The sequence below is a fragment of the Pseudoalteromonas sp. A25 genome, assembly GCF_009176705.1.
In the GTDB taxonomy this organism is placed as follows: Bacteria; Pseudomonadota; Gammaproteobacteria; order Enterobacterales; family Alteromonadaceae; genus Pseudoalteromonas.
Genome location: NZ_AP021846.1, coordinates 3,499,980 through 3,525,000, shown reverse-complemented (window position 1 = coordinate 3,525,000; position 25,021 = coordinate 3,499,980). Strand labels below are relative to the sequence as shown.

General features: G+C 42.3%; 25 protein-coding genes, 1 tRNA gene and 2 rRNA genes (1 of these 28 running past the window's edge). 19 read left to right on the top strand and 9 right to left on the bottom strand.

Features of this window, described 5'->3' with window-relative positions; genetic code table 11:
* From GDK41_RS15265 to GDK41_RS15205, 13 genes are all read left to right on the top strand, one after another.
* Positions 1-1,005 (top strand): 23S ribosomal RNA (locus GDK41_RS15265); it begins 1,880 nt to the left of the window's first position.
* Between the two features lie 191 nt (positions 1,006-1,196).
* Positions 1,197-1,311, top strand: a 5S ribosomal RNA gene (gene rrf / locus GDK41_RS15260).
* A gap of 586 nt (positions 1,312-1,897) precedes the next feature.
* Positions 1,898-2,302 (top strand): type IV pilin protein, encoded by a 405-nt coding sequence (locus GDK41_RS15255; protein ID WP_152087215.1) that lies wholly within the window; start codon positions 1,898-1,900, stop codon positions 2,300-2,302.
* Entirely contained in the window at positions 2,289-2,753 is a 465-nt protein-coding gene (locus tag GDK41_RS15250; protein WP_152087214.1) for a pilus assembly FimT family protein, read from the top strand. Before GDK41_RS15255 ends, GDK41_RS15250 begins: the two co-directional genes overlap by 14 nt.
* A complete protein-coding gene (locus GDK41_RS15245) occupies positions 2,744-3,166 on the top strand; it encodes a type IV pilus modification PilV family protein (protein ID WP_152087213.1) in 423 nt (140 codons plus the stop codon). The genes GDK41_RS15250 and GDK41_RS15245 overlap by 10 nt, the downstream gene beginning before the upstream one ends.
* A 1-nt stretch (position 3,167) precedes the next feature.
* Positions 3,168-3,683 carry a PilW family protein gene (locus tag GDK41_RS15240; protein ID WP_152087212.1) on the top strand — a complete coding sequence of 172 codons (516 nt, stop codon included), beginning with the start codon at positions 3,168-3,170 and terminating at the stop codon, positions 3,681-3,683.
* Complete coding sequence (locus GDK41_RS15235; RefSeq protein WP_172971629.1) at positions 3,684-5,450, top strand: polymer-forming cytoskeletal protein; 1,767 nt, start codon at positions 3,684-3,686, stop codon at positions 5,448-5,450.
* Positions 5,451-5,599: 149 nt separating this feature from the next.
* Positions 5,600-6,160 (top strand): RNA polymerase sigma factor, encoded by a 561-nt coding sequence (locus GDK41_RS15230; RefSeq protein WP_152087210.1) that lies wholly within the window; start codon positions 5,600-5,602, stop codon positions 6,158-6,160.
* Complete coding sequence (locus tag GDK41_RS15225; RefSeq protein WP_152087209.1) at positions 6,153-6,626, top strand: hypothetical protein; 474 nt, start codon at positions 6,153-6,155, stop codon at positions 6,624-6,626. Before GDK41_RS15230 ends, GDK41_RS15225 begins: the two co-directional genes overlap by 8 nt.
* A 9-nt stretch (positions 6,627-6,635) precedes the next feature.
* Complete coding sequence (locus GDK41_RS15220; protein ID WP_152087208.1) at positions 6,636-7,577, top strand: DUF4097 family beta strand repeat-containing protein; 942 nt, start codon at positions 6,636-6,638, stop codon at positions 7,575-7,577.
* Positions 7,578-7,705: 128 nt separating this feature from the next.
* Positions 7,706-9,085 (top strand): replicative DNA helicase, encoded by a 1,380-nt coding sequence (dnaB, locus tag GDK41_RS15215; protein ID WP_152087207.1) that lies wholly within the window; start codon positions 7,706-7,708, stop codon positions 9,083-9,085.
* Between the two features lie 11 nt (positions 9,086-9,096).
* On the top strand, positions 9,097-10,182 hold the full coding sequence (gene alr / locus GDK41_RS15210; protein WP_152087206.1) for an alanine racemase: 1,086 nt from the start codon (positions 9,097-9,099) through the stop codon (positions 10,180-10,182).
* Positions 10,183-10,227: 45 nt separating this feature from the next.
* Positions 10,228-10,647, top strand: coding sequence for a secondary thiamine-phosphate synthase enzyme YjbQ (locus GDK41_RS15205; RefSeq protein ID WP_152087205.1), 420 nt, complete (start codon positions 10,228-10,230; stop codon positions 10,645-10,647).
* 3 nt (positions 10,648-10,650) lie between these two features.
* Here GDK41_RS15205 and GDK41_RS15200 read toward each other — a convergent pair whose 3' ends face one another.
* The 3 genes from GDK41_RS15200 to GDK41_RS15190 all read right to left on the bottom strand — a co-directional run bounded on the left by GDK41_RS15200 (position 10,651) and on the right by GDK41_RS15190 (position 14,041).
* Positions 10,651-11,118 (bottom strand): chemotaxis protein CheX, encoded by a 468-nt coding sequence (locus tag GDK41_RS15200; RefSeq protein WP_152087204.1) that lies wholly within the window; start codon positions 11,116-11,118, stop codon positions 10,651-10,653.
* A 70-nt stretch (positions 11,119-11,188) separates the two neighbouring features.
* Entirely contained in the window at positions 11,189-11,623 is a 435-nt protein-coding gene (locus GDK41_RS15195) for a transcriptional repressor (protein WP_152087203.1), read from the bottom strand.
* Positions 11,624-11,725: 102 nt separating this feature from the next.
* A complete protein-coding gene (locus GDK41_RS15190; RefSeq protein ID WP_172971628.1) occupies positions 11,726-14,041 on the bottom strand; it encodes an EAL domain-containing protein in 2,316 nt (771 codons plus the stop codon).
* A 402-nt stretch (positions 14,042-14,443) separates the two neighbouring features.
* Here GDK41_RS15190 and GDK41_RS15185 point away from each other — a divergent pair, with 402 nt between their 5' ends.
* Entirely contained in the window at positions 14,444-15,505 is a 1,062-nt protein-coding gene (locus GDK41_RS15185) for a DUF6765 family protein (RefSeq protein WP_152087201.1), read from the top strand.
* A gap of 158 nt (positions 15,506-15,663) precedes the next feature.
* Here the strand turns inward: GDK41_RS15185 and GDK41_RS15180 are convergent.
* The 6 genes from GDK41_RS15180 to cutA all read right to left on the bottom strand — a co-directional run bounded on the left by GDK41_RS15180 (position 15,664) and on the right by cutA (position 20,565).
* Positions 15,664-15,740: transfer RNA gene (locus tag GDK41_RS15180), tRNA-Ile, on the bottom strand.
* A gap of 199 nt (positions 15,741-15,939) precedes the next feature.
* Complete coding sequence (gene accC / locus GDK41_RS15175) at positions 15,940-17,280, bottom strand: acetyl-CoA carboxylase biotin carboxylase subunit (protein WP_152087200.1); 1,341 nt, start codon at positions 17,278-17,280, stop codon at positions 15,940-15,942.
* A 24-nt stretch (positions 17,281-17,304) separates the two neighbouring features.
* The gene (gene accB / locus GDK41_RS15170; protein WP_152087199.1) at positions 17,305-17,760 is read right to left on the bottom strand and encodes an acetyl-CoA carboxylase biotin carboxyl carrier protein; all 456 of its coding nucleotides are present in this window, start codon (positions 17,758-17,760) and stop codon (positions 17,305-17,307) included.
* A gap of 23 nt (positions 17,761-17,783) precedes the next feature.
* The gene (aroQ, locus tag GDK41_RS15165; protein WP_152087198.1) at positions 17,784-18,239 is read right to left on the bottom strand and encodes a type II 3-dehydroquinate dehydratase; all 456 of its coding nucleotides are present in this window, start codon (positions 18,237-18,239) and stop codon (positions 17,784-17,786) included.
* Between the two features lie 203 nt (positions 18,240-18,442).
* The gene (locus GDK41_RS15160) at positions 18,443-20,245 is read right to left on the bottom strand and encodes a protein-disulfide reductase DsbD (RefSeq protein WP_152087197.1); all 1,803 of its coding nucleotides are present in this window, start codon (positions 20,243-20,245) and stop codon (positions 18,443-18,445) included.
* Positions 20,245-20,565 carry a divalent-cation tolerance protein CutA gene (gene cutA, locus GDK41_RS15155; protein ID WP_152087196.1) on the bottom strand — a complete coding sequence of 107 codons (321 nt, stop codon included), beginning with the start codon at positions 20,563-20,565 and terminating at the stop codon, positions 20,245-20,247. Before cutA ends, GDK41_RS15160 begins: the two co-directional genes overlap by 1 nt.
* A gap of 169 nt (positions 20,566-20,734) precedes the next feature.
* Here cutA and GDK41_RS15150 point away from each other — a divergent pair, with 169 nt between their 5' ends.
* From GDK41_RS15150 to GDK41_RS15130, 5 genes are all read left to right on the top strand, one after another.
* The gene (locus GDK41_RS15150; protein WP_152087195.1) at positions 20,735-21,238 is read left to right on the top strand and encodes an FxsA family protein; all 504 of its coding nucleotides are present in this window, start codon (positions 20,735-20,737) and stop codon (positions 21,236-21,238) included.
* 115 nt (positions 21,239-21,353) lie between these two features.
* Positions 21,354-21,641: a co-chaperone GroES gene (locus tag GDK41_RS15145; protein WP_070986334.1), complete on the top strand. Its 288-nt coding sequence runs from the start codon at positions 21,354-21,356 to the stop codon at positions 21,639-21,641.
* A gap of 50 nt (positions 21,642-21,691) precedes the next feature.
* Positions 21,692-23,338 carry a chaperonin GroEL gene (gene groL / locus GDK41_RS15140; RefSeq protein ID WP_152087194.1) on the top strand — a complete coding sequence of 549 codons (1,647 nt, stop codon included), beginning with the start codon at positions 21,692-21,694 and terminating at the stop codon, positions 23,336-23,338.
* A 168-nt stretch (positions 23,339-23,506) separates the two neighbouring features.
* Entirely contained in the window at positions 23,507-23,947 is a 441-nt protein-coding gene (locus GDK41_RS15135) for a hypothetical protein (RefSeq protein WP_152087193.1), read from the top strand.
* Positions 23,948-23,956: 9 nt separating this feature from the next.
* Positions 23,957-24,997 (top strand): S66 family peptidase, encoded by a 1,041-nt coding sequence (locus GDK41_RS15130; protein ID WP_152087192.1) that lies wholly within the window; start codon positions 23,957-23,959, stop codon positions 24,995-24,997.
* Positions 24,998-25,021: the final 24 nt, after the last annotated feature.

The window sequence follows — 25,021 nt, the reverse complement described above, 5'->3', positions numbered from 1 at the left end:
AACGGCGGCCGTAACTATAACGGTCCTAAGGTAGCGAAATTCCTTGTCGGGTAAGTTCCGACCTGCACGAATGGTGTAACCATGGCCACGCTGTCTCCACCCGAGACTCAGTGAAATTGAAATCGCAGTGAAGATGCTGTGTACCCGCGGCTAGACGGAAAGACCCCGTGAACCTTTACTACAGCTTGGCACTGAACATTGACCCTACATGTGTAGGATAGGTGGGAGGCTTTGAAGCACAGACGCTAGTTTGTGTGGAGCCGACCTTGAAATACCACCCTTGTAGTGTTGATGTTCTAACTTAGGTCCCTTATCGGGATTGAGGACAGTGCCTGGTGGGTAGTTTGACTGGGGCGGTCTCCTCCCAAAGAGTAACGGAGGAGCACGAAGGTTGGCTAAGTACGGTCGGACATCGTACGGTTAGTGTAATGGTAGAAGCCAGCTTAACTGCGAGACAGACACGTCGAGCAGGTACGAAAGTAGGTCATAGTGATCCGGTGGTTCTGAATGGAAGGGCCATCGCTCAACGGATAAAAGGTACTCCGGGGATAACAGGCTGATACCGCCCAAGAGTTCATATCGACGGCGGTGTTTGGCACCTCGATGTCGGCTCATCACATCCTGGGGCTGAAGTCGGTCCCAAGGGTATGGCTGTTCGCCATTTAAAGTGGTACGCGAGCTGGGTTTAGAACGTCGTGAGACAGTTCGGTCCCTATCTGCCGTGGGCGTTTGAGAATTGAGAGGGGCTGCTCCTAGTACGAGAGGACCGGAGTGGACGAACCGCTGGTGTTCGGGTTGTGATGCCAATTGCATTGCCCGGTAGCTACGTTCGGAATCGATAACCGCTGAAAGCATCTAAGCGGGAAGCGAGCCTCGAGATGAGTTCTCACTTTAACTTTAAGTTAACTGAAGGGCCGTTGAAGACTACAACGTTGATAGGCTGGGTGTGGAAGCATGGTGACATGTTAAGCTAACCAGTACTAATTACCCGTGAGGCTTAACCATACAACGCCAAAGTGGTTTTGCACGTTAGAAGTTAGTATTACTAGAGTAGTGTTTTACGAATTATCAGAATTTCCGAATTTAAGAATTAAACAAGGTGAGCGACGAAGCGGTATCGCGAAATTGATTCACCTTGCGCAAATGGAATGCTCGTGCGATGCACGATGTCATTAAACATTTGCACTAAGAATTTGCTTGGTGAACATAGCGTTTTGGAACCACCTGACCCCATGCCGAACTCAGAAGTGAAACGAAACAGCGTCGATGATAGTGTGGCAGCTGCCATGTGAAAGTAGAACATCGCCAAGCACCTAATTAGAGAAAGCCCGATTCGAAAGAGTCGGGCTTTTTTGCGTTTGGGGTTTATAGGTTTTGATAAGCGCAGCGCCATCCAACATTTGAGGTGAGCTCATTGGCATTCGACAAACTGGCCCATTTTACCTTGCGCAAAAGGAATGTCATCGCTTCGCGCTGTGTTATTAAACTTTTGCACTGTAGCCGAAGGGTCGGCCTCGGTCGATGATAGTGTGGCAGCTACCATGTGAAAGTAGCCACTACGGAGTAGCCACTACGGATGTAGAACATCCTACTTCGTAGCGAACCAAGCACATAACAAAAAGAAAGCCCGATTCGAAAGAGTCGGGCTTTTTTGCGTTTGGAGTTTGTAGGTTGTGATAAGCGCGGCACTACCCGATGTTTTTATACCAATTGGTATTATGATACTTTGCATCGCCCTTGTATTTTATAAAGAGTATCTTCGCGTTATATACTTTCTGCTAACTTTAAAGAAATATGTAGGATGTACAAATTATAATAATTAAGTATTATTAAATAAGCTGGTACAATCTTGTAGATATCAGTTGACAGCGCTGTCTTTAATTTGGGTAAATTGAATATGAAAAATAAAGGCTTTTCATTATTGGAATTGTTAATTGCTGCGGCGATTGTTTCTATAATTGGTGTTCTAGCTTACCCCTCATATTTAGAGGCTGTACGTGATGGCGTTCGCTCCGAAGCACAGCAAGAGCTATTAAAAACAGCAGTCATTCTTGAGCGTTTGTATTCCAGAAATGGTGGGTATCCAGATAGTGATAAATTTGAAGCAATACCAACGTTGGAAAACTATACTTTTAAGTATGAGCATAAGAATAAGCCCAATGGTGGTGCGAATTTTACCAGTAGAGAGTTTTTACTAACTGCGTCTCCTAAGAGCGGCAGTATACAAGTTTCGGATCGCTGTGGTGCGCTGACGATTAATCATATCGGTACTCAGGGAGCTGATGCTAATGACTGCTGGTAGCGAAGTGAGTCAGAACGGTTTTTCTTTGATTGAGCTTGTTGTAGCGTTAGGAATCATTTCTATTTTAGCGTTAATAGCAATGCCTTCATTTGTAACGCAAATTAAACAAGATCGGTTGACCAATAATGTAAATCTTTTGAGTGCTTTTTATAAATACTCGCGCAGTGAGGCCGTAAAGCAATCAAAAAGCGTACAACTGATTAAAGAAAATTCTTCTTGGTTATTAAAATCTCGAGAGAATGGGGTGTTGGTGACGGTTAACCAGTTCTCTGCAACGGATCCATCTATAAAAATAGGGTTTGAAGATCGCACTATCAGCTCAACAGGTGAACTAGACCAAGCTGTAAATATGCTAGTGACTGATGACGATACGAGTACGGCTGATTACAGGTTTTGTGTTCTAAAAAGCGGGCAAAGTTGGGTTGATAAGGCGGAAAGTAATTGCGAATAGATAAAGGGTTTTCCCTCGTTGAGGTTATGGTTTCTCTACTCATTGCAAGCATTGCTTTGTTAGGCTTGGCTGCAACACAGTTGAGAGCTTTGCAGTATGCAACGAACAGCTTTGACTATACCGTTTCATTAGTGCAAGGACAAAATGCGATGGAAAGGGTTTGGTCACGTTTATGTGTCATCCAGTACGATAATCCAGCATTATTTCAAGATGAAACGTTCAGAGACTGGTTATTACCTTCGCTGGAGTTACGTAACAAATTCTCTGTGGAAGTGCCCGAGGCTTATGAAAATGAGATGGTTATCACAGTAAGTTGGATTGATGAGCGTATGAATGAAGATATCGATGGGGCAAACCAAGTCACACTGAACGCCACTTTTATGACTTTGTTATCAACTTGTACGAGGACCTGATATGCAAAGAGGGTTTTCATTAATTGAGTTGATGGTTGCATTAACAGTAGGTTCATTCTTACTGGCCGGAATAGCTATGTCGTATTCAGCGATAAAAAATACGGTACTTACAACTCGGCAGTTAGCGAATGCACAAGAAGTGATACGTTACACAAATCAAATTTTATCGCGAAGTATTAAGCAAACTTATGAATCACCAGTCATCACAGGAAACGGTGTATCCCTAGAAGTGAAACAAAATGCAAATAGTCCATCTTGTCAAGGCAGTGTACCTACCATTGAATACAAAGAGGTCTATACTTTAAGTAATAACTATCTTACTTGCGATATTTTGAATAATGTGACTGGAGAGAGTTTAGGCGCTTTAAACCTGTTGCGGGGAGTAGAGGCTTTACAATTTAGTAGTAGTCGTAGCGGACGTCTCATTGATGTCACTGTTACGCCTGTCAATGTACCAACACAGTTTGCAAATGGCATCGTCATTAGCCTAGCTGCTACTAGGGTAATTATGAGGTAAATGATGAAAAAGCAAAAAGGTTTCACACTTGTTAAGGTCTTGCTGTTGAGCACAATGGCAGGTGTAGTCGTGTTTGGCGCGATGAAAGAAACGTTAGTTCAAGAGCGACTAACAGGTAACTTTCAAAAAAGTATGAATGCACGTTTTCTATCTGAAAAGGGTATTTATATTGTTGCGCAACGCTTAAGAGACGAATTAGTTCTGTCCCCACTTTTAACTCGTGATGAGCTAATCGCTACACAGGGAGTTTACACCGGTGGTGGCGAGTTAGGTGATGACTTGAAATATGATGTTACTGTAGCAGCACACCCCAGCGACGAGAGTCTCATTGTAATTACTAGTTCGGGGGAGCGATATAGTGGTGACTCCAATGACAAAATAATTGCTTATTATAAGTTTACCAAAGGGTCAACGACGCCAGTAAACGACAGTTTATTAGCTGGTTGTACAGGTGTTTACTTGCAAGGTAGCGGATTAATAGACAGTTATGACTCTTCAGTTGGTACTTATGAGCAGACCAAATCTGGTAATGCAGTAATTACAACTTCTAGTGTTAACGGTGATGTTACGTTAAAAGGGCATTCGATTATTAAAGGAGATGTAAATGCAGCCGGCTCAGTGTATTTGCTCGGTTCTTCACATGTATATGGTAACGTAACCGCAAATGGTAGCGTTGAGATATCACCAGGCAATGGTATGCGAGTGGATGGTAATGTTTTAACAGTAGGTAACATTGAGCATTTAGGTGGTGAAATTTCTGGTTATGTCCGTGCTAATGGTAATGCCCTAATGAAGTGGGGGGCCACGATTACTAACCAAAATAATGATAGTTTTGACATTCAATATGGTGGCACGGGTACCTTTCCTGACGGTAGCGAGTTTTATCAAAATGGAATCCATTATTCGGCAAGCCGATTTAACGTGAACCCTCAAATAGCGCCATTTGAGGCACCAGGGTTAGGCTCCGCAGAGTGTGATCCGCTTGCCATTGTTGACAATATGTCTGAGGTTATAGGCAATAGCAATAGTTACCCTTACTACTCTGTAGCGGCTAATGACTTATATACCTTCTCACCGCAGTTATTGGTCTATGAAAAGTTACAAGGGAATAGCGGAAAAACCAAAGGTGCACCAACCTTAATACCTGCATCACAAAGTGAGGTTTATGTTTTTGATAACCTTACCCAGCAATACGCCGACCTAACGGAAGATGTTACCTCAAACGAGTATGTATTTACGATGAAAGGTTTTGATGTGGGCAGCAATGGTAATGTGGTTATTCAAGGTGGTGATGTTATCTTTTTGGTAGATGGCGACTTTACTCTTGCAGGTGGATCATCAATGACCATTAAGGCGGGAAGTTCATTGAGTATATTTGTCACGGGTAACGTATCACTTAGTGGCAGCGGTAATGGTTTTGCTGAACAGCATGGTGTAGCCACTAGTGGCCATGGCGCATTTAACATTTATTCATCTAAAGCTGGGGAGTCGGTGTCTTTAAGCGGTAACAGTGATATGTATGCGGTCGTTTATGCTCCCCTTGCGACTATAAGCATACAAGGCAACGGTAGTATATATGGCAGTATTATAGGCTCATTTATTAGCGGAATAGGCAATGCAGATTACCACTTTGACGAAGCTTTGAAGAGTATTGACTATGGAGTTGGCCAAGGTAGTGGTAGCGGTGGGGGCTTGAATAAACCTACGCTGACATTTGATAGGTGGTATTACCGACTACCTGAAGTTGTTAAAGAAGAACAAGAGTAACCAAGAGCCCTTCACGTTGAAGGGCTTTTTTATTTAAAAAAATTCCTTTCGTTTAAACCTTTTCAAACCTTCCTGACGTCTAACTTAGTAACTTGAAAGCACATGGTATTTATATCAAGCTAGCTTTACCAAGATAAAGGGAAGATAACATGTTAATAGATGCCAATCAGGCATTGTCACACAAAGATAAAAAGCCAATTGATGAGTTGATTTTAAAAGTTCAGCAGGGCGATCAAAAAGCCTTTGAACAGCTTTATAGAGCGCACGAAAAACGAGTTTATGGCCTTTGTCTTAGATTGTTAGCATCGCCTGAGTATGCTGAAGATGTAACCCAAGAGGTGTTTGTGCAGTTATGGAACAAAATATCTCAATTCCAAGGGCAATCACAGTTTTCAACATGGCTACACAGTGTTACCAGCAATATAGCCATAAGTTACTTGCGTAAGCATAAAAACTGGTTACACAAAGTGGTTAGTATTGAAGGCAGTGGGATGGATGAGCAAACAAGTAACATGTGTGAAGGGTTAAATGGCCTAGATAAGTTAGTTGTTCGTTTACCAGAGCGTGCCAGACTCGTGTTTGTTTTGCATGCTGTAGAGGGATACCGGCATGAAGAGATTGCCTCTATGTTAAACATGGCCGTGGGGTCTAGTAAGTCACAATATCATCGTGCTCGTCAGTTATTGCAGGAGTGGTACAACAATGAATAAACCTGATTTTGAGCAGTTTTTAAAAGAGTCGCTCGAACAAACCAAGGATATAGAACCTAAGAGAGATCTATGGCCTGGTATTGAACGAGCTTTGGTATCACAGAGCCATTCGTATTCGCAATCAAGTTACTGGCCAAAAGTGACGGGGGTAGCGGCGTGTATGGTAGCTGGGTTGCTAGCTTGGCAAGTTGTGATAAAACAACCCCAACAAAACACCATGACAGATATGAGCGCTTTTTTTGAGCAGCAAAAGCAAAGTTTATTGGTGCAGTATGAATCTCAACCTGCGCTGACTGCAAATTGGCAGGAGCAGCTTCAAGAATTAGAAAGTGCAGAGCAAGCCGTTAAAGTTGCGCTGCAAAATGACCCGGAAAATGCAGCATTATTGAAAATGCTGGCTCAGGTATATCAACAACAATTGGATTTAATAAACAAGGTGCATGAACCTCGTTGGCAACAAATTTAGGAGCGTAATATGAAAGCAGTAATAGTAGGGCTAGCATTGCTACCAGTGGTGGGTTTTGCATCAGAGCAAATCGACGAACTGATTAAAGTCCCCACAAGTGGAAAAATAGTGATAGAAAATCAACGTGGTGATATCACGATTAAAACTTGGGATGAAGAGAGTTTTAAGGTTACGGGTACACTGGATGAAAAGGCAAAAGGTTATAAGCTCGAAACCAAAGGTTCGGTAACTGAGTTTATTGTTCATATGCCTAAGCAATATAAAGGTTGGAAAAATAGCAGCGATGGTTCAAGACTGACTATTCATATGCCTAAAAATAGTGAGTTGAACTTTGAGGGGGTGAGTGTTGATATTAATGCCAGTCAGCTGTATGGCGGCACCTATATTAAGACGGTTAAAGGCGATATTAGGGTTGATGATCTTAAAGGAAAAATATCTCTACAAACTATTAATGGTGATATCGATGGCTCTAGGTTAAGTGGCAATATTCATTATGAAACGGTTAACGGTGAAATCAACGACAGAGACTCAGATGGAAAGCTCAAGCTAGATGCTGTGAACGGAGATATTAAAAGTGATACCAATGCACAAGACGTGCGCTTAGAAAATGTGAATGGCGAAGTAGACTTACGTATCAATGAATTGGCTGATTTGCAGCTCAATACGGTTAACGGTGAAATCGATGTTCGAGTTAAAAAACTGATGACGAATGCAAATATAAGTATGGAAACCGTCAGTGGTGATGTTCGTTTGTATTTGCCTGTAGATATTTCAGCACGTTTTGATATTGATATGCATGCCGGCGGTAAAGTTAAGAATGAACTCAGTGATCATGAAATGAAAAAAGCTAAATGGGGACCTTCGAGAGAGCTTGAGTTTGTATTAAAAGAGGGTGATGCAGATATTGAAATAAATACCGTCAGCGGGCGTATTGAATTGAAAAAGAACTAACCTCCCTGTAGCGCCATCACAATTACAATGATGGCGCCTTTTCTAATTTCACTGTGCTGGGTATATAGCATTGCACTTATTGTGTGAACAGATAAAATAGTCCTCTGAATTCCAAATTATGCAGTGTTATGGCAAAACCAGATCTTCAAGTTGACACACTAAAAGTTCCCCCACACTCCATTGAAGCTGAGCAGTCGGTATTAGGTGGCTTGATGTTAGATAATCAAGCATTCGATCGAGTCGCTGAGCTTGTGGTAGCGCAAGATTTTTATACGCGCACACATAAGTTGATATTTGAAGCAATGGAAAAACTGGTGGAAACTGGTAATCCTATCGATCTTATCACCATTTCTGAAACGTTAGAAAAGAACAACCAGCTAGCTAATGTGGGTGGCTTTGCTTACTTAGCTGAAATTGCCAAAAATACGCCAAGTGCGGCAAACATTGATGCCTATGCCAACATTGTGCGTGAGCGGGCGGTTGTCCGTGAAATGATCTCTGTTGCAAATGAAATTGCCGAAGCGGGTTTTAACCCTGAAGGTAGAGATAGCCATGATTTACTCGATCTTGCTGAGAGTAAAGTTTTCAAAATCGCGGAGCAACGTACCAAAAGTACCGAAGGTCCACAAAACCTGCACAGCATTTTAGAAAGAACAGTCGATAAGATTGAGGAGTTGTACCAGTCTCCACAAGATGGTGTTACCGGAGTGAGCTCAGGGTATTCAGACTTAGATAAAATGACTGCAGGTTTGCAGCCCTCAGATTTGATTATCGTCGCCGCGCGTCCTTCAATGGGTAAGACCACATTTGCGATGAACTTGGCAGAGCATGCTGCGATGACACAAGATAAGCCTGTGCTGATTTACTCCCTAGAGATGCCCTCCGAGCAGATCATGATGAGGATGCTAGCTTCTCTTGGTCGGATCAACCAGACCAAAGTAAGAACAGGGCAACTCGATGATGATGATTGGGCAAGATTGTCTTCTACCATGGGCTTACTGATGGAAAAAGGCAAGATGTACATTGATGATGCCTCGGGTTTGACTCCAACAGACGTGCGTTCACGTGCACGCCGTATTGCTCGTGATCATGGCGGGATCAGCATGATCATGGTGGATTATTTGCAGCTTATGCGTGTACCTAGCTTGTCAGACAATCGGACGTTAGAAATTGCGGAGATCTCACGTTCACTTAAAGCGCTCGCCAAAGAGCTTCAGTGTCCAGTCATTGCACTATCTCAGTTAAACCGTACCCTTGAACAGCGCGCAGATAAACGCCCTGTTAACTCAGACTTACGTGAGTCAGGGTCAATTGAGCAGGACGCCGACTTAATTATGTTTATCTATCGTGATGAGGTATACAACGAAGACAGTCCCGATAAAGGCGTTGCAGAAATTATCATTGGTAAACAGCGTAATGGTCCGATTGGTAAGGTTAGGTTAACGTTCCAAGGGCAATACTCACGATTTGATAATTACGCAGGTCCTGCGGTAGACGATGATTACTAGGAGAGTCGCGCATGAAATTAGCGGCGGCGGAAATAGACCTATCTGCTTTAACACATAACTTACGTTGTATAAAGTCAATTGCACCCAACACAAAGGTTATGGCTGTATTAAAGGCCAACGCATATGGTCATGGCTTAGTTACCATTGCACAACATTTGCAAGGTGCTGATGCATTCGCGGTTGCAAGAATAGATGAAGCTTTAGCACTTCGTGCGGGTGGACTAACTAATCCCATTGTACTTTTAGAGGGATTTTTTAATGCTGGCGATATTCCTATTTTGTTAGCCAACAACTTTCAAGCCGTGATCCATAACGAAGCTCAGCTTATTGCATTAGAACAAGCTCAGTTAGATGCACCTATCGCGGTATGGCTCAAAGTCGATACAGGTATGCATCGTTTAGGCATTGAGCCACAAGAGCTAGAGCTCTTCTACAATAGATTAAAAAGCTCTGCGAATGTGAAATCACATATTCATCTCATGACGCATTTTTCGTGTGCAGATGATCAACAAAACCCTAAAACTTCACAGCAGATTGATACTTTTTCTCATCTGGTTGACAGTAAGCAAGAGCAAATTTGCTTAGCCAATTCTGCTGGGATTATCGGTTGGCCAAAAAGTCACGGTGATTGGATCAGGCCTGGGTTGATGTTGTATGGTGTTTCTCCTATGGTGGATCAGGTGGGGCGTGAGCATGGTTTGCAACCAGTCATGAAACTGACGACCAAAGTGATTGCTATACGACGCTTACCAGCCAATGAACCAGTAGGTTATGGGGGACGTTGGCAAAGTAGCAAAGATATCATGCTTGCTGTGGTGGCAATGGGGTATGGTGATGGTTATCCGCGTCATGCAACGAGTGGAACGCCTGTGATCATAAAAGGTCAGCGTTTTAGTATTGTCGGTAGTGTGTCAATGGATATGATCACTGTAGATATCGGTGATAACCAAGCTAATGTACAGATCGGGGATGAAGTTGAAATGTGGGGGCCAAACTTACCGGTTGAAGAAGTGGCTAAGCACGCAGGTACAATCCCTTATGAACTGTTGTGCAATGTAACACCTCGAGTCAGTTATGAGTATTTGAACGCGAAATAGCTAGGTAACTGATGTTAAATCATTAAATAAGCGTGGATACGATAAATGTGGTCTCAAAAAGTAATTACTCTTAGTGCGCGTAGCAGAGGCTTTCATCTGATAACCGATGAGGTGGAAAAGCAGCTGCCTGAGATGAAAAATCTTCATGTCGGGCTACTACATGTGTTTATCCAGCACACTTCAGCTTCTTTGGCGATAAATGAAAATGCCGACCCATCAGTTAGGCAGGATTTAGAAAGTCACTTTAATGTGTTGGCTCCAGAAGGGGCGCCTTACTATGTTCATACCTATGAGGGACCTGATGATATGCCAGCTCACATAAAGTCGACGTTAATAGGTGCTAGCCAAAGTATCCCCATTCATAATGGCAGGCTCGCTTTAGGAACATGGCAAGGGCTTTATTTATGTGAGCACCGAGATCATGCTTCGGCGCGCACTATTGTTGCTACCTTACAAGGAGAGTGACTCCTATAAGGTATCAAAGCTTACTTCGATATTGGCGTTACCATCTGGTGATGTGAAGGGCATAATGATTTTAGCGCCTTCGCATAGGTGTGTAATCGTGTGATTCTTGCCTGATACAACGATTGGTGTGGCCATTTCAAACTCATAGCCTTTTTCTCCTAACAAGTTCTTAGCTCCACCTGTTACCATATTGGTTATTTCACCCACCATATCGGTCACTTCTTCATTAATACTATCGGGACGCTCTCCTAGCATTCTTTCCATAATTGCGATGGCTAAGCTTTCGTCGAACGTAATTGAAAAAGAACCTTTAGTTTGTGGTCCCACCATGCCAATTAACCCAGAGACGTCACCTTGGGCAACCTCCCCTTTTTTGATTTTTGGTTTCCCAGGCGTTAACTCCGTTTGCGCCATAGTTGCCAATACATTGATTAAAGACGATAAAAAAGGGTTGATAAACTCTACCTTCATATGACTTCCTTAATTACATATTATTTTAGAGACAGTATTTTAGTGTAGTGCGGTTTTTGACCTTATGCACCTAGTCTCTACACTTTTCACATCTACCATGGGCTTCAATTGTTTGTGCGCTAACAATGAAACCTCGCTCTGCCGCTAAATTGTTTAATTCATGAGAAATTGCACTAGAGTGTAACTCTTCAACGTTGCCACACTTATCACAAATCAAAAGTTGTACAGGATGAATATGATCAAAATGTTGGCATAACATAAATGAATTAGTACTTTCGATTTTATGTATGAAACCAAGTTCAGCTAAAAAGTCTAATGCTCTATAAATTGTTGCTGGTTTGGCTGCAGCTTCAGTTACTTTTAGCTCTTCTAACAAGTCATATGCTCCAACGCCACCTTGTTTACTTGCTAGAAGACGAAATACTTTTTCGCGGATAGGCGTAAATCTTGCGCCGCGATTGTCACAAACTTGTTTTGCTTTGCTGATCAGTAACTCTACGTTCATTATTCTAAACCCTTGCTCTTGCTCTGAGATACTAACATATTCTTTTTAATAGTCTTAGGGTCATAGTCAGTTATTTTCAAAAGCTGAAGAGGAGTACAGGTATTACTCTAAATGTGGTAACCCAATCCAATTTTCAAAGTCTTTACTTGGCATTGGTTTACCCAGCAAAAAACCCTGGCCAATATCACATTGATATTGTTCTAATGTTTTAAGTTGGGCAAGTGTCTCAATACCTTCGGCAACCACTTTAAGGCCTAGGCTGTGTGACATAGTAATAATCGATTTAACTAACTCACTTGCTTCTTGGCTTTTTAATAAGTCGCAGACAAAACTTTGGTCTATCTTCAATATATCAAAGGGATATTGTCGCAGATAATTAAGTGACGAGTAACCTGTGCCAAAGTCATCCATAGAAATAACTAAACCCAGTTGATGTAGGCTTTTTAGGGCAGTCTTAACGCATTCGTCTCCCGATAGTAATACGCCTTCAGTGATCTCTAACTCCAACAGTGATGCGGGAATATTTGCTTGTTCAATATAATGCTTAATATCGTTAATTAGGTTGTGGTCTTTAAATTGTCTAGGAGATAGGTTCACTGCTATTTTAAAAGGCCTATTTAGTTTGTTAAACCACTCTTTGGCTTGCTCTATAGCAGTTTTTAAGACGAACCGACCAATTTCAACGATCTCTCCGTTACTTTCTGCCAATGGAATAAACTCGCTAGGGGGGACATTCCCCAGGGAACTATTGTGCCATCTAAGAAGGGCTTCAGCACCAATCAGTTCATTGGTCACAATATTGAACTGTGGTTGATAGTGGACTTCAAATTCGCCTAAGCGTAACGCATGTCGCAAATGCTCCTCTAGTTGCAGGCGACGTGTTAAATCTTGGCTCATTTGTTCCGTAAAAAAAGAAAAGGTATTTCGCCCTTGTTGCTTTGAGTGGTACATTGCAGAGTCTGCTTTTCGCAGTAGCTCACTGGGTGTGTCACCATCATGTGGGTAAAGCGCAACCCCTAAGCTCAATGAAATACTAAATTCACGTTTATCTATTTTGAGCGGCGTGTGGAATTTTCTTACAATATTGGCTGCGATAGGTTGTACATCCAGTGGGTCGCGTAAATTCCCTAATAAAATAACAAACTCATCCCCCCCTAAGCGGGCTACGGTATCTTCTAATCGTAGTGTGTTTTGTAGTCGCTTTGCTGACGCTATGAGTAACTTATCACCAATTTCATGCCCGAGAGAATCATTCACTTTTTTGAAGTCGTCTAAATCAATGAACATTACCGCTATCAGAGTTTTACTACGAATAGCTTCTTTTATCTGCTGTGTGAGCCGTTCCATAACGAGGAACCTGTTGGGCAAATTTGTTAACGTATCAAAAAAAGCATGATGAAATATCATCTCTTCTTGTCGTTTTCTTTGCGTTATATCTCTGACAACAATGACTATATTATCAGTGAGTGGCATTCTAGAGATACGAGCTTCAAAAAAGTTGCTCTGCTTATTGACGGTTAAAGGATATTCCACACAGACGAGCTGCTCGCTGGTTTTTGTATCAAATATAGCGCGTTTAATGTGTCTAGAGGCTGATTCTGGTAGTAGTTCGGTAATAGTACATCCAATGAGATCTTTTTGGTTGCTGAATAGCGCGTTATCGTTACCGCTATGAAACTCTATCACTTTGCCTTTTTCGTCTATTACAAAAAATAAGTCTGGTAGTGCTTTAAAAATGCTTTCTAGCAGGTTGTGTTTAGATAGTGCTAATTGCTCGGCTGCTTTTTGTGAAGCTATTTTTTCCTCTAAACTGTCAGCCATTTTGTTGAAACTGTCGGCTAATAATTTTAGCTCTCCTTGACCTCGAATATTTACTCTATAACTCAGTTGTAATTGCTGTAGGTGTTGTCCAATGTCGATTAGGTGGTTAATGGGTTTATGAATGAAAAAATATACAAAAAGAGCAACAAATAAGAGTAAGCTCAATAGGCTCAACGCAATTAAGGCACTCTTGCTAAGCGCTAGATCAACTAAATTTTGCACTTCCAGCGCAATACTATAGCGCACGTAGAGCAATCCGTTACTTTTGTTGTGCTGTGGCAATGGGTGGTAAGCATCAAAGAAATAACGCTGTTCATTAAAGCGCAACGTTGCATATTCAGCGCTTTGCATTTGTTCGAATATTTCTTTAGGTATTGGTAGGTCTAGGCCTAGGTCTAGACCTAGATAGCTCAAGCCAACTGAGCTGCTATGAGAAGATGCGATGATCAAACCTGTGTGGTCTATCGCTACAATGGTTTGATAATTGGCACTGGCCATTTTAGTATTAATAGCAAACTGGGTATTTTCGAAGTGGTTATTTGCTTGTTCTTGTTCTATCTCTGCCGCGAGTGCTGGAAGCTCTCTATTTAAAGACATGCGGCTACTTTCTATTAAAGTTTCTAAGTGCGCATTGTAGGTGTAAATTGCTATAAGGAGCGAAAACATTAAAAAAATGAGAGTGGCTAGCATGCTGAGCCAAAATTTAATGTTAATAGAGTATAGCGGTTTAATCATTTAGGTTTCATGAGCTCTGAAATGAATGTTAGCTGTTTTTAACAGCAAACACAGCCAACTTTTTGCAGTCACCTAACAAGTCTAGACTAAAATACCTAAAACAATGCACTTTGAGCGCGATTGTAACAAAAGAAACGAGATATGACCTTGGTGGTTTGTCTCATTGCAGTGATAATCGTTTTTTAAGTCGAACTAATTCAATGTGGTATCGGAATGCTTTAGGCCTTTTGAAGTACGCTTTTACCAATGGTTAAAAGGAAAATTATGCAAATAGATCTTCATTTTGGAATGACTTGGGTGGTCGCGCGAGCAGCAGGCTTTAGTAACCAACAAGCGAACATTATTGCACATGCTTCGCAGTACGTTGATGATGCCACTAATCAAGGGTGTATCAGGTTTGATAATGGTGCGACGTATTCACGTATGACGACAGCACATAAAATGTTGGATTATCGAAACCTGCATAGTCTTAAAAATCAGTTGGTTTGGATACCATTTCACTTTTTACCAGGTAATGCTGGATTACCAGCAGGGCGCAATCCATCGGGTAGCTTTATTCGAAAGCTCGAATGTAAGCCTAACTCTTACGTTGCAAAAGATATGGTTAATGAATGTATTGCAAACCGTCATAGGCCTTATGCTTTGCATCTGCTTGGGATCACGTCTCATGTTTTTATCGATACGTGGGGTCATCAAGGGTTTGCTGGTGTTGACCATCCAATAAACAAGGTCAGACATATCAAAGATCATAATGGTAAAATTGATACTCATTGGAGGGAAAGAGTCGCCAATTATTTCAAAAACATTGTTCAAGACGATATTCCAAGTCTTGGGCATGGGCAAGCGTTGTCTAACCCTGATTTACCACATCAGCACTGGAGTTACACGAATGGATTGGGCGAGCACGTAGAGCGTAACAACCCAATTGATTTTCTAGAAGCGGCCGATGAGCTTTGTAAAGTTTATCAACTGTATTTAGGTCATCCTACTTTGGGATTAGCGCAACCAATAAAAGAAAAAATAATGCATTGTTACAACAGTTTTAAAATGGACTGTGGTGAAACGCGCCTTGCATTATGGCTAGAGATGATTGGTAAAGGTGAGTTTGGTGTTGGCGCTTTTCAGCCATCTTATATTGCCAAAGGGGTCGGCTCTTGGAAACATAAAGCGTTAGGGACAGAATTGGTTAATGGGGATGAAGATAAATATAAATTTAGTCGTGAGTTTTTAAGCTCAGATTGGAAGCTGTTTCATGATGGCGCCAAACAGCATCGCTTAAACATTGTGGATATTATATTGCCACGTTACGGTATTTGTGTCGGTTAAGCTAAACTGGCATCGCATGCGTGTGGTGCCAACAGTAAATCTCTGTTACGAGAAACATAGCTAATACGAGAGTATAGGTTGTGGCATGCGGCATACAACTAACTTTGAGCATGATGTTTAATACAGGGAGCTTTTAATATTAGGGATGAAGAGAAAAATGGTGGCCCCTCCCAGACTTGAACTGGGGACCTAACGATTATGAGTCGTGTGCTCTAACCAACTGAGCTAAGGGGCCATACTTGAAGCAGAATACGAAAGTAACTTTCTATATCCTCATAAGCGGGTTGCAGTATAAAAACTTTTAAAAGCCTTGTCACTAGCAAATGCCATAAATTTAACTATCTATAAATCAAATGATTAAATTTAGACCAAAATTACATGTTTTAAAAATGGATACAACAAAAAGCCGACTAGGGTCGGCTTTTTTAAATTGCTTATAAACCTAACTTTTTCTCTAAGTAGTGAATGTTAGTACCACCACTTTGGAAGTTTTCGTCCGCTAAAATTCTTTTATGCAGCGGCGTGTTAGTTTTAATGCCATCGATTACCAGCTCGTTTAACGCGTTACGTGCACGCGCAATAGCCACATCACGGTTTTCACCGTAGGTGATCAGCTTACCAATCATTGAGTCGTAATGAGGTGGTACGGTGTAATCAGCATAAATATGGCTGTCCCAGCGAATACCCAAGCCACCGGCTGGGTGGAAGCGGGTGATTTTACCAGGAGACGGTATAAAGCTCTCAGGGTCTTCAGCATTGATACGACATTCAATTGCGTGACCACGGATCACGACATCATCTTGTGTAATCGACAAAGGCTGACCTGCGGCAATCTTTAACTGCTCTTTGATTAAGTCAACGCCGGTAACCATTTCTGTTACAGGGTGCTCAACCTGAATACGGGTGTTCATTTCAATGAAATAGAACTCGCCGTTTTCGTATAAGAATTCAAATGTGCCAGCGCCACGGTAGCCGATTTCGATACAAGCACGGGTACAGCGATCACCAATGAACTTACGCATCTCGGCTGTGATACCCGGCGCAGGTGCTTCTTCAACAACTTTTTGGTGACGACGTTGCATTGAACAGTCACGTTCACCTAAGTGAATAGCGTTACCTTGACCATCAGCTAATACTTGCACTTCGATATGACGTGGGTTCTCTAGGAATTTTTCCATGTAAACCATGCCATTGCCAAAGAATTGCTTCGCTTCTTGTTGGGTTAATGCGATTGAATTAACCAACTCAGCTTCGCTGCGAACAACGCGCATACCACGACCACCGCCGCCGCCTGCCGCTTTGATGATCACTGGATAACCAATGCGCTTTGCGATTTGAACATTGCGATCATTGTCTTCGGTTAGAGGGCCATCAGAGCCAGGTACGCAAGGTACACCCGCTTTACGCATGGCTTCAATTGCAGACACTTTATCACCCATTAGACGAATAGTGTCACCACGAGGGCCGATAAAAATGAAGCCACTTTGTTCAACTTGATCTGCAAAGTCAGCATTTTCTGATAAGAATCCGTAACCTGGGTGAATTGCTACAGCATCAGTTACTTCCGCCGCAGCAATGATGCGCGGAATATCCAAGTAACTTTCAGATGCGGCAGGTCTGCCGATACAGATGGTTTCGTCCGCAAGAAGTACGTGCTTAAGATCGCGGTCAGCAGTTGAGTGAACTGCTACCGTTTTGATCCCAAGCTCCTTGCAGGCACGCAATACGCGAAGTGCTATTTCACCTCGGTTCGCAATGACTACTTTATCTAACATAGCGTTTGCCTTCTTATTGCGTGATTATTCGATGATGAATAGTGGTTGGTCGAACTCAACTGGTTCACCATTTTCAACAAGAATTGCTTTAACCACACCCGCTTTGTCGGCTTCAATTTGGTTCATCATTTTCATAGCTTCAACGATACATAGCGTGTCGCCTATGTTTACTTTTGAACCAACTTCAACATATGCAGGTGCTTCTGGAGAAGCGGCTGAATAAAAAGTTCCAACCATTGGTGAAAGCACTTGGTGGCCTGTAGGCGCAGCAGGCGCTGATTCTGCCGTTGGTGCTGCAGGAGCCGCCGCAGGTGCAGGAGCCGCTGGAGCTGGTGCTGCATAATGCTGAGGCTGTGCTACAACTGGTGCATTGCTGTAACGATTAATACGTACTGATTCTTCACCTTCGGTGATCTCTAGCTCAGCAATACCTGATTCTTCTACTAATTCGATAAGTTTTTTAATCTTGCGAATATCCATAATGACCCGCCTGTTAGTTAATTTTAGTTAATTTTGTTGTGCAATGTGCTTATAGCTGCTTGTAGTGCAGCTTGATAGCCCATTGCGCCTAATCCGCATATAACTCCTTGCGCCACATCAGAAAAATAAGACTTATGGCGAAAGGGTTCCCGTGCATACACGTTGCTAATATGCACTTCATAAAAAGGTATATTCACACTTAGCAGCGCATCGCGCAGTGCTACGCTCGTGTGCGTAAACGCTGCGGGATTAATGATGATGGCGTCGATCTTTTGCCACGCATCGTGAATTGCGTTGATAAGTTCTGCTTCGCTATTACTTTGCAGATGTGAGAGGGTCGCACCGAGTTGTTGAGCTTGCTCATCCAGTGAGGTTATTAGCTCATCAAGCGTTAGAGTGCCATAGGTTTGAGGCTCACGACGGCCGAGCATATTAAGGTTTGGCCCATTTAAGACTAAAATCTTTAACTTTGCGGTCATAATCCGTGAAAATCCCCAAAATTGAAATAAACAAAGCGTTTATAAATAAGATAGTATTTAAATTAAGCGCTTTAAACCAAAATAGCAACTTTTTCTCACTTTATAGGTGCATTATAGATATTTCGAGGTAAATAGCAGCAAAATACTGGTCTAATCAGACGTGATACACTGGCTAGAGAGAGCCAGTGTACACAAAATAGGGATTATTTTACGAGTTCACGTACCTTTTTAAGGTGTGAAGAGAAGGGGGCAGGCCCCATAAAGCCTGTAATTCGCAGATCTGGCAGCTCATTTCCTTGTTTATCAAAAAACAACATAGTGGGCAGACCAAAAACATTGAACTCTTTCATGATTTCGATACTTTTCTCATCATTTTGCGTTAAATCTAGCTTTAATAGCGCATAGTGTTGAAACTGCTCTTGTACCTCTGGCTCGAAAAATGTGTATTTTTCAAACTCTTTACAGGCTACACACCACTCAGCATACAGATCTACAATGGCAATTTGACCATTATCATTGGCTTCATCAATTGCAGCTCTGAGCGCACTTAAATCTTCAACTAACTGAAACTTTTTCACCCCTTGTTCTTGCTGAGTAATATTAATCGTTTTAGCTGGCCAAATTAGCTGTTTGCTAACGAGCAATGACGCAACCAATAATAGCGATGCGATGCCCCACAACAGTGACTTGAATATGCTCGTGCTTTGCTGACTTTGCCAATGGTGAAGGTACAGGGCAGTGGCTAACATCAGGCCACTGGCCATCCATAAGATAATGTCAAAATCGAGGATCCGTTCTAGTAAAATCAGCGGTACAACAAGCATAATAAAGCCAAAGAGGATCTTTACTTGCTCCATCCAAGCACCCGCTTTGGGGAGCAGTTTTCCGCCGGATGTGCCAAGCAATAGTAACGGCAGCCCCATCCCTAGGCTTAATGCGTATAAGGTAATACCACCAACAAAGTAGTCACCACTTTGGGCTACATATAATAAAGCCGCTGAAAGAGGGGCTGTAGTACAAGGCGATGCGATTAAACCAGAGAGCACCCCCATAGCAAATACACCTAAGTAGTTGCCGCCTTTTTGTTGATTGCTGATTGCTGTGAGTTTATTCATCACGCCACTCGGTAGCTTTATTTCATACCACCCGAACATGGCCATCGCCAGTAAAACAAACAATAAACTAAAGCTGATCAGTACCGCTGGGTGTTGTATGTAGCCTTGAACTTGGCCTCCTAATGCTGCCACGACTAAACCGAGTAGGGCATAGGTGACAGCCATGCCTTGCACATATACAAACGATAAGGTAAAGGCTTTTTTAGTCGATAGACCCTTCTGGCCGGCAATTAAGCTAGATAAAATAGGGAACATTGGAAATACACAGGGTGTAAATGCCAAACCCACACCGACCATAAAGAAGATGAGTAAATTGGTGAGTAAACTTTGACTCGCTAAGCGTTCAGTAAAAGAGGGCTCTGAAGAGTCTTTGTTGTCTGTGATAGATGTTTTAGAAGCCGTATCAGTTAAAGCGTTACTTGCTGTATTTGCCTCATTTGCGCCATTAACCATCGCAAGCGTTGATAGTGGCACGGTGATCACTTCAGGGGGGTAACATAGCCCTGCCTCTGCACAGCCCTGATAGCGGATCTTTACAACGGACCCATCACTGATATCACTCAGCTTAGAAACAACCGAAAATGAATCAAAATACACTTCGGTTTTGCCAAAAAACTCGTCTTCAATCTCTTTGCCTTTCGCGTACTCAGGCACTTTGATGTCTGCCCCTTTGGCGATGAACTCAAGTTTTTTCTTATAAAGATAATAACCAGGGGCAATATCCCAGCCAGTGAATAAAATATTGCCTTGTTGGTCAAAATCAAATTTAAAAGCTTCGTTAACCGGTAAAAACGTATCCTGTTTTGGCGCGATAAGGCTGTTAAGAATATCGTTGTTTGCTTGAGCGGGTAATAACCATAGTAGCGAAAGAATAAACAACAGGGTGCGCATTAACTCAGTACCTCATCCATCCAATTGAAAAAAGCCAAGTTGCCGCCAGTGATATCAAGTACCTGTATTTCGGGTACTTCGTAGCTATGCAACTCTTTAATCGTGTTAATCACTTTGTTTAATTTCTCTGATTTGGTTTTTATAAACATTTTGGTTTCTGTTTGCTGTACCACTTCGTCTTGCCACATATAAACAGACTCAACGGTTGGTAAAATATTCACGCAAGCAGCAAGTTTTAGCTCAACGAGCTGTTTTGCAAGTTGGTTTGCATCTTGTTGGTTTGCGCAAGTGGTCATAATTAACTTGTACTGGGGAGCCATGCTCTATACCTTCACAAAGAATAAACTTTCACCATAGTAGCCCAAACTAATAGCCATCCCAAGTGTCTATAGATAAAAGCAAAATAAGTCTGAGTAGCTTTAGTGGTGTTCAGTGCTTGAAATGAGACCGAATGACCCATATTTAAGTTTCATTGATTTAGGAGAAAGTATGTTTCGTATTTTATTTGTATTGTTTATTGTGGTGCCCATCATTGAAATTGCACTGCTTATTCAAGTGAGTGACATTATTGGTGGTGTAGCAACGATAGCGTTGGTAATTTTAACCGCAATTTTCGGTGCAAAGTTGGTGAAGCAACAAGGGCTAAGTGCTTATAGTAATGTACAAGGTCAAATGGCGCAGGGACAAATGCCTGCTACGGAGTTGTTTGCTGGCCTATGTGTGATAATCGCGGGTGTGTTACTGATGACGCCTGGGATCATGACAGACATCTTGGGCTTTATGCTTTTAACCCCAGCGATCCGCGCGCAGTTAGCAAAAGCACTGATGAAACAAGTCACAGTAAAAATGCAATCGAGTATGTCTCAATCTCACACGACATTTACACATCACAGTGGTGCTGCTCATCCATTTGAACATGCAGATGATACGCACAGCCAAAATAAAGAACATCCATCAAATACCATCGAAGGCGAGTATCAAAGAAAAGATTAAAAAATTTTCATTTTTTTACTTGGGTTTTAAAAACACCACCCCCATAAATGATGGCAACTGAAGTTTTAAAGAATTTTTCTGTAGTTGTTCAGAAACTGTTAGGAGAACAAAACAAATGAACATTCGTCCTTTACATGATCGCGTAATCATCAAGCGTCTTGAAGAAGAAACAAAATCTGCTGGCGGTATCGTTTTAACGGGCTCTGCCGCAGAAAAGTCAACTCGTGGTGAAGTTATCGCTGTAGGTAATGGCCGCGTACTCGACAATGGTGAAGTAAGAGCGCTAGAAGTAAAAGCAGGCGATACCGTGCTATTTGGCTCTTATGTTGAAAAAACTGAAAAGATCGAAGGTCAAGAGTACCTGATCATGCGTGAAGACAACATTTTAGGCATTGTAGGCTAATCCTACTTTTCATTTTTCGAATTAACCAAATTTAAATAGGAATTTTAACAATGGCAGCAAAAGAAGTTTTATTTGCAAATGATGCTCGCACTAAGATGCTAGCGGGTGTAAACATTTTAGCAAACGCAGTACGTGTAACGCTTGGCCCTAAAGGTCGTAACGTAGTTTTAGACAAATCATTTGGCGCACCAGTGATCACCAAAGATGGTGTATCTGTAGCAAAAGAAATTGAGCTTGAAGACAAGTTCGAGAACATGGGCGCACAAATGGTTAAAGAAGTTGCATCTAAAGCGAACGATGCAGCGGGTGACGGTACAACGACAGCAACAGTACTTGCACAATCTATCGTAAATGAAGGCTTAAAAGCGGTTGCAGCGGGTATGAACCCGATGGACCTTAAGCGTGGTATCGACAAAGCAGTAATCGCAGCAGTTGCTGAACTTAAAGCGCTTTCAGTACCATGTGCTGACACCAAAGCAATCGCACAAGTAGGTACTATCTCTGCTAACTCTGATTTAGAAATCGGTGAGATCATTGCTAATGCAATGGAAAAAGTAGGCCGTGAGTCAGGCGTAATTACGGTTGAAGAAGGTCAGTCGTTAGAAAACGAACTAGACGTTGTTGAGGGTATGCAGTTTGACCGCGGTTACCTATCACCTTATTTCATCAACAACGCTGAAAAAGGTGCGGTTGAGCTAGATAACCCACATATCCTATTAGTAGATAAGAAAATCTCTAACATCCGTGAACTTCTGCCTACATTAGAAGCGGTTGCTAAAACCAGCAAGCCACTACTAATCATTGCAGAAGACCTTGAAGGTGAAGCACTTGCGACACTTGTTGTAAACAACATGCGTGGCATTGTAAAAGTAGCTGCGGTTAAAGCACCTGGTTTTGGCGACCGTCGTAAAGCAATGCTACAAGACATCGCTATCCTAACTGGTGGTACAGTTATCTCTGAAGAGATTGGCCTAGAGCTTGAGAAATCAACAATTGAAGACTTAGGTACAGCTAAGCGCGTTGTGATCACTAAAGACGACACAACGATCATCGATGGTGCTGGCGAGCAAGAAGGCATTGATGGCCGTGTTGCACAAATTAAAGCACAAATCGAAGAAGCAACTTCAGACTACGACAAAGAGAAACTACAAGAGCGCATGGCAAAACTTGCTGGTGGTGTTGCAGTAATCAAAGTTGGCGCAGCAACTGAAGTTGAAATGAAAGAGAAAAAAGACCGCGTAGAAGATGCATTACACGCAACTCGCGCTGCGGTTGAAGAAGGCGTAGTACCAGGTGGTGGTGTTGCACTAGTACGTGTAGCGAACAAACTTGTTGACCTATTAGGTGACAACGAAGACCAAAACCACGGTATTAAAGTAGCACTTCGTGCAATGGAAGCGCCTCTTCGTCAAATCGTATCAAATGCGGGTGACGAAGCATCAGTAGTTGTAAACAACGTTAAAGCAGGCGAAGGTAACTATGGTTACAACGCGGCAAACGGTGAATACAACGACATGATTGAAATGGGGATCCTTGACCCAACTAAAGTAACGCGTTCTGCACTACAGTACGCAGCATCAGTAGCAGGTCTTATGATCACTACTGAAGCAATGGTTGCTGAACTACCTAAAGATGAGCCAGCTGCACCAGATATGGGCGGTATGGGCGGCATGGGTGGAATGGGTGGCATGATGTAAACATCCCCTCCAGCGTCTAGCTACAAAAAACCCGGCAATTGCCGGGTTTTTTGTTGCTTTATTGTGTGAACTGGAATGTTTCAATTCACATATACTTACAAAACGTAGTTGTTGTGCATATTGCTTTTCGTTATCTTGCTAAAAATAAAATAATAAAGGGATATAGAGATGAAACATATATTAATGGGGTTTTTGGCTATGTTTGCGCTGATGGTACAGGCAACAGAAACTGAAAGCCTCTCAAAAGCGCAGCTTGAAGAACGAGTCAAAGCTATCAATATCCTGCAAAATGCTATTTTAATGAAAGATTCCAAAGTATCAGAGGTTGATGCACTATTTGCCAATTTTACTGATGACTTTCAGTATGTGCATAAGGTCTACGGTGGCACGTATTCACGGCAGCATTTGTATAACAACTACGTCAAATTTCTAAAAGAAGGTAATTACAACCGAACTACACCACGATATAAGATCATGAGTATGATCGTGGGGCATGATGCAGTATCGGTAGAACGCCAACAAGAGCGTGAGGGGACGCTGGAAAATCACCTTAGCGTTTTTGAATTTAACGGCTCGAAAGTATCTAAAATCATAGAATATTGGAAATAGCATACGGGTATGGATCAGCTAATTTACCCCAAAGCATTGAAACCCGGCAGCACAATTGCGGTGACCGCGTTCTCTAGTGGTGTGCGCAAAGAGTTTCATCCCCGTTTGGATCTTGTGTTAAGTCATTTGCGAAATTGCGGCTTTGAGGTGCTTGAAGGTGAGTGTTTGCGTGACAATGTTAAGCATGTCAGTGCGAGCGCACAGCAAAGAGCAGCAGAGCTGATGGCATTTTTATGTGACGACAGCATCAACGCCATTGCCGCCCCTTGGGGCGGAGAATTTGCGATGGAAATTTTGCCGCTGTTAGATTTTGCACGCTTAAAAGCGGCTAAACCGAAATGGGTGTTTGGCTTTTCAGACATAAGTACCGTGCAGCTAGTGCTGATGAATAAACTTGGCTGGTCAAGTGCCCACTGCGCAAATCTGATGCAGCTTCATGCTGATGAAACGGATATATTAACGCGGCAAACATTGCTGCACTTATCGCGCGCGCAAAAAGGCTACATCTGTGAGCAGCAAGCCTCGAGTGGCTACCAGCTTCAGGGGGAGTCATTTGCAAGCCATCCAAATAGTTTATTAAATGTCACCGAGCAAACTGAGTGGAAAACTTACCCAGCAAATACAAACGTTACTATTCAAGGGCGATTGATTGGTGGGTGTTTAGATACTTTGCAATACTTATTGGGCAGCGAGTATTTGGATTTAGATCATTTGAAGCAATGTTTTTCGCCAGAGGGCATTATTTTATATATCGAAAATGCCGAGCTTTCTCCAACCGCATTTAAACGCGCTTTGCTGAGTTTGAAATTTAAGGGCGTATTTGAGCAGATCAACGGTTTATTGATAGGTCGCAATGCCGTGACGCACAATTGTGGCAAAGAGATCTCATCACAGCAGGCTTTGGATGATGTGCTTGGTCATATCAATATTCCTGTTATATATGATGTCGATATTGGTCACTTACCTCCAAATCTAGTCTTATTTAATGGCGCTGATGCTAAAGTATCCGTTAGTAATGGCTTGGGCCAAATCAAGCAGCGCCTCGTATAATGATGTCGAGCGATACGGTTAATG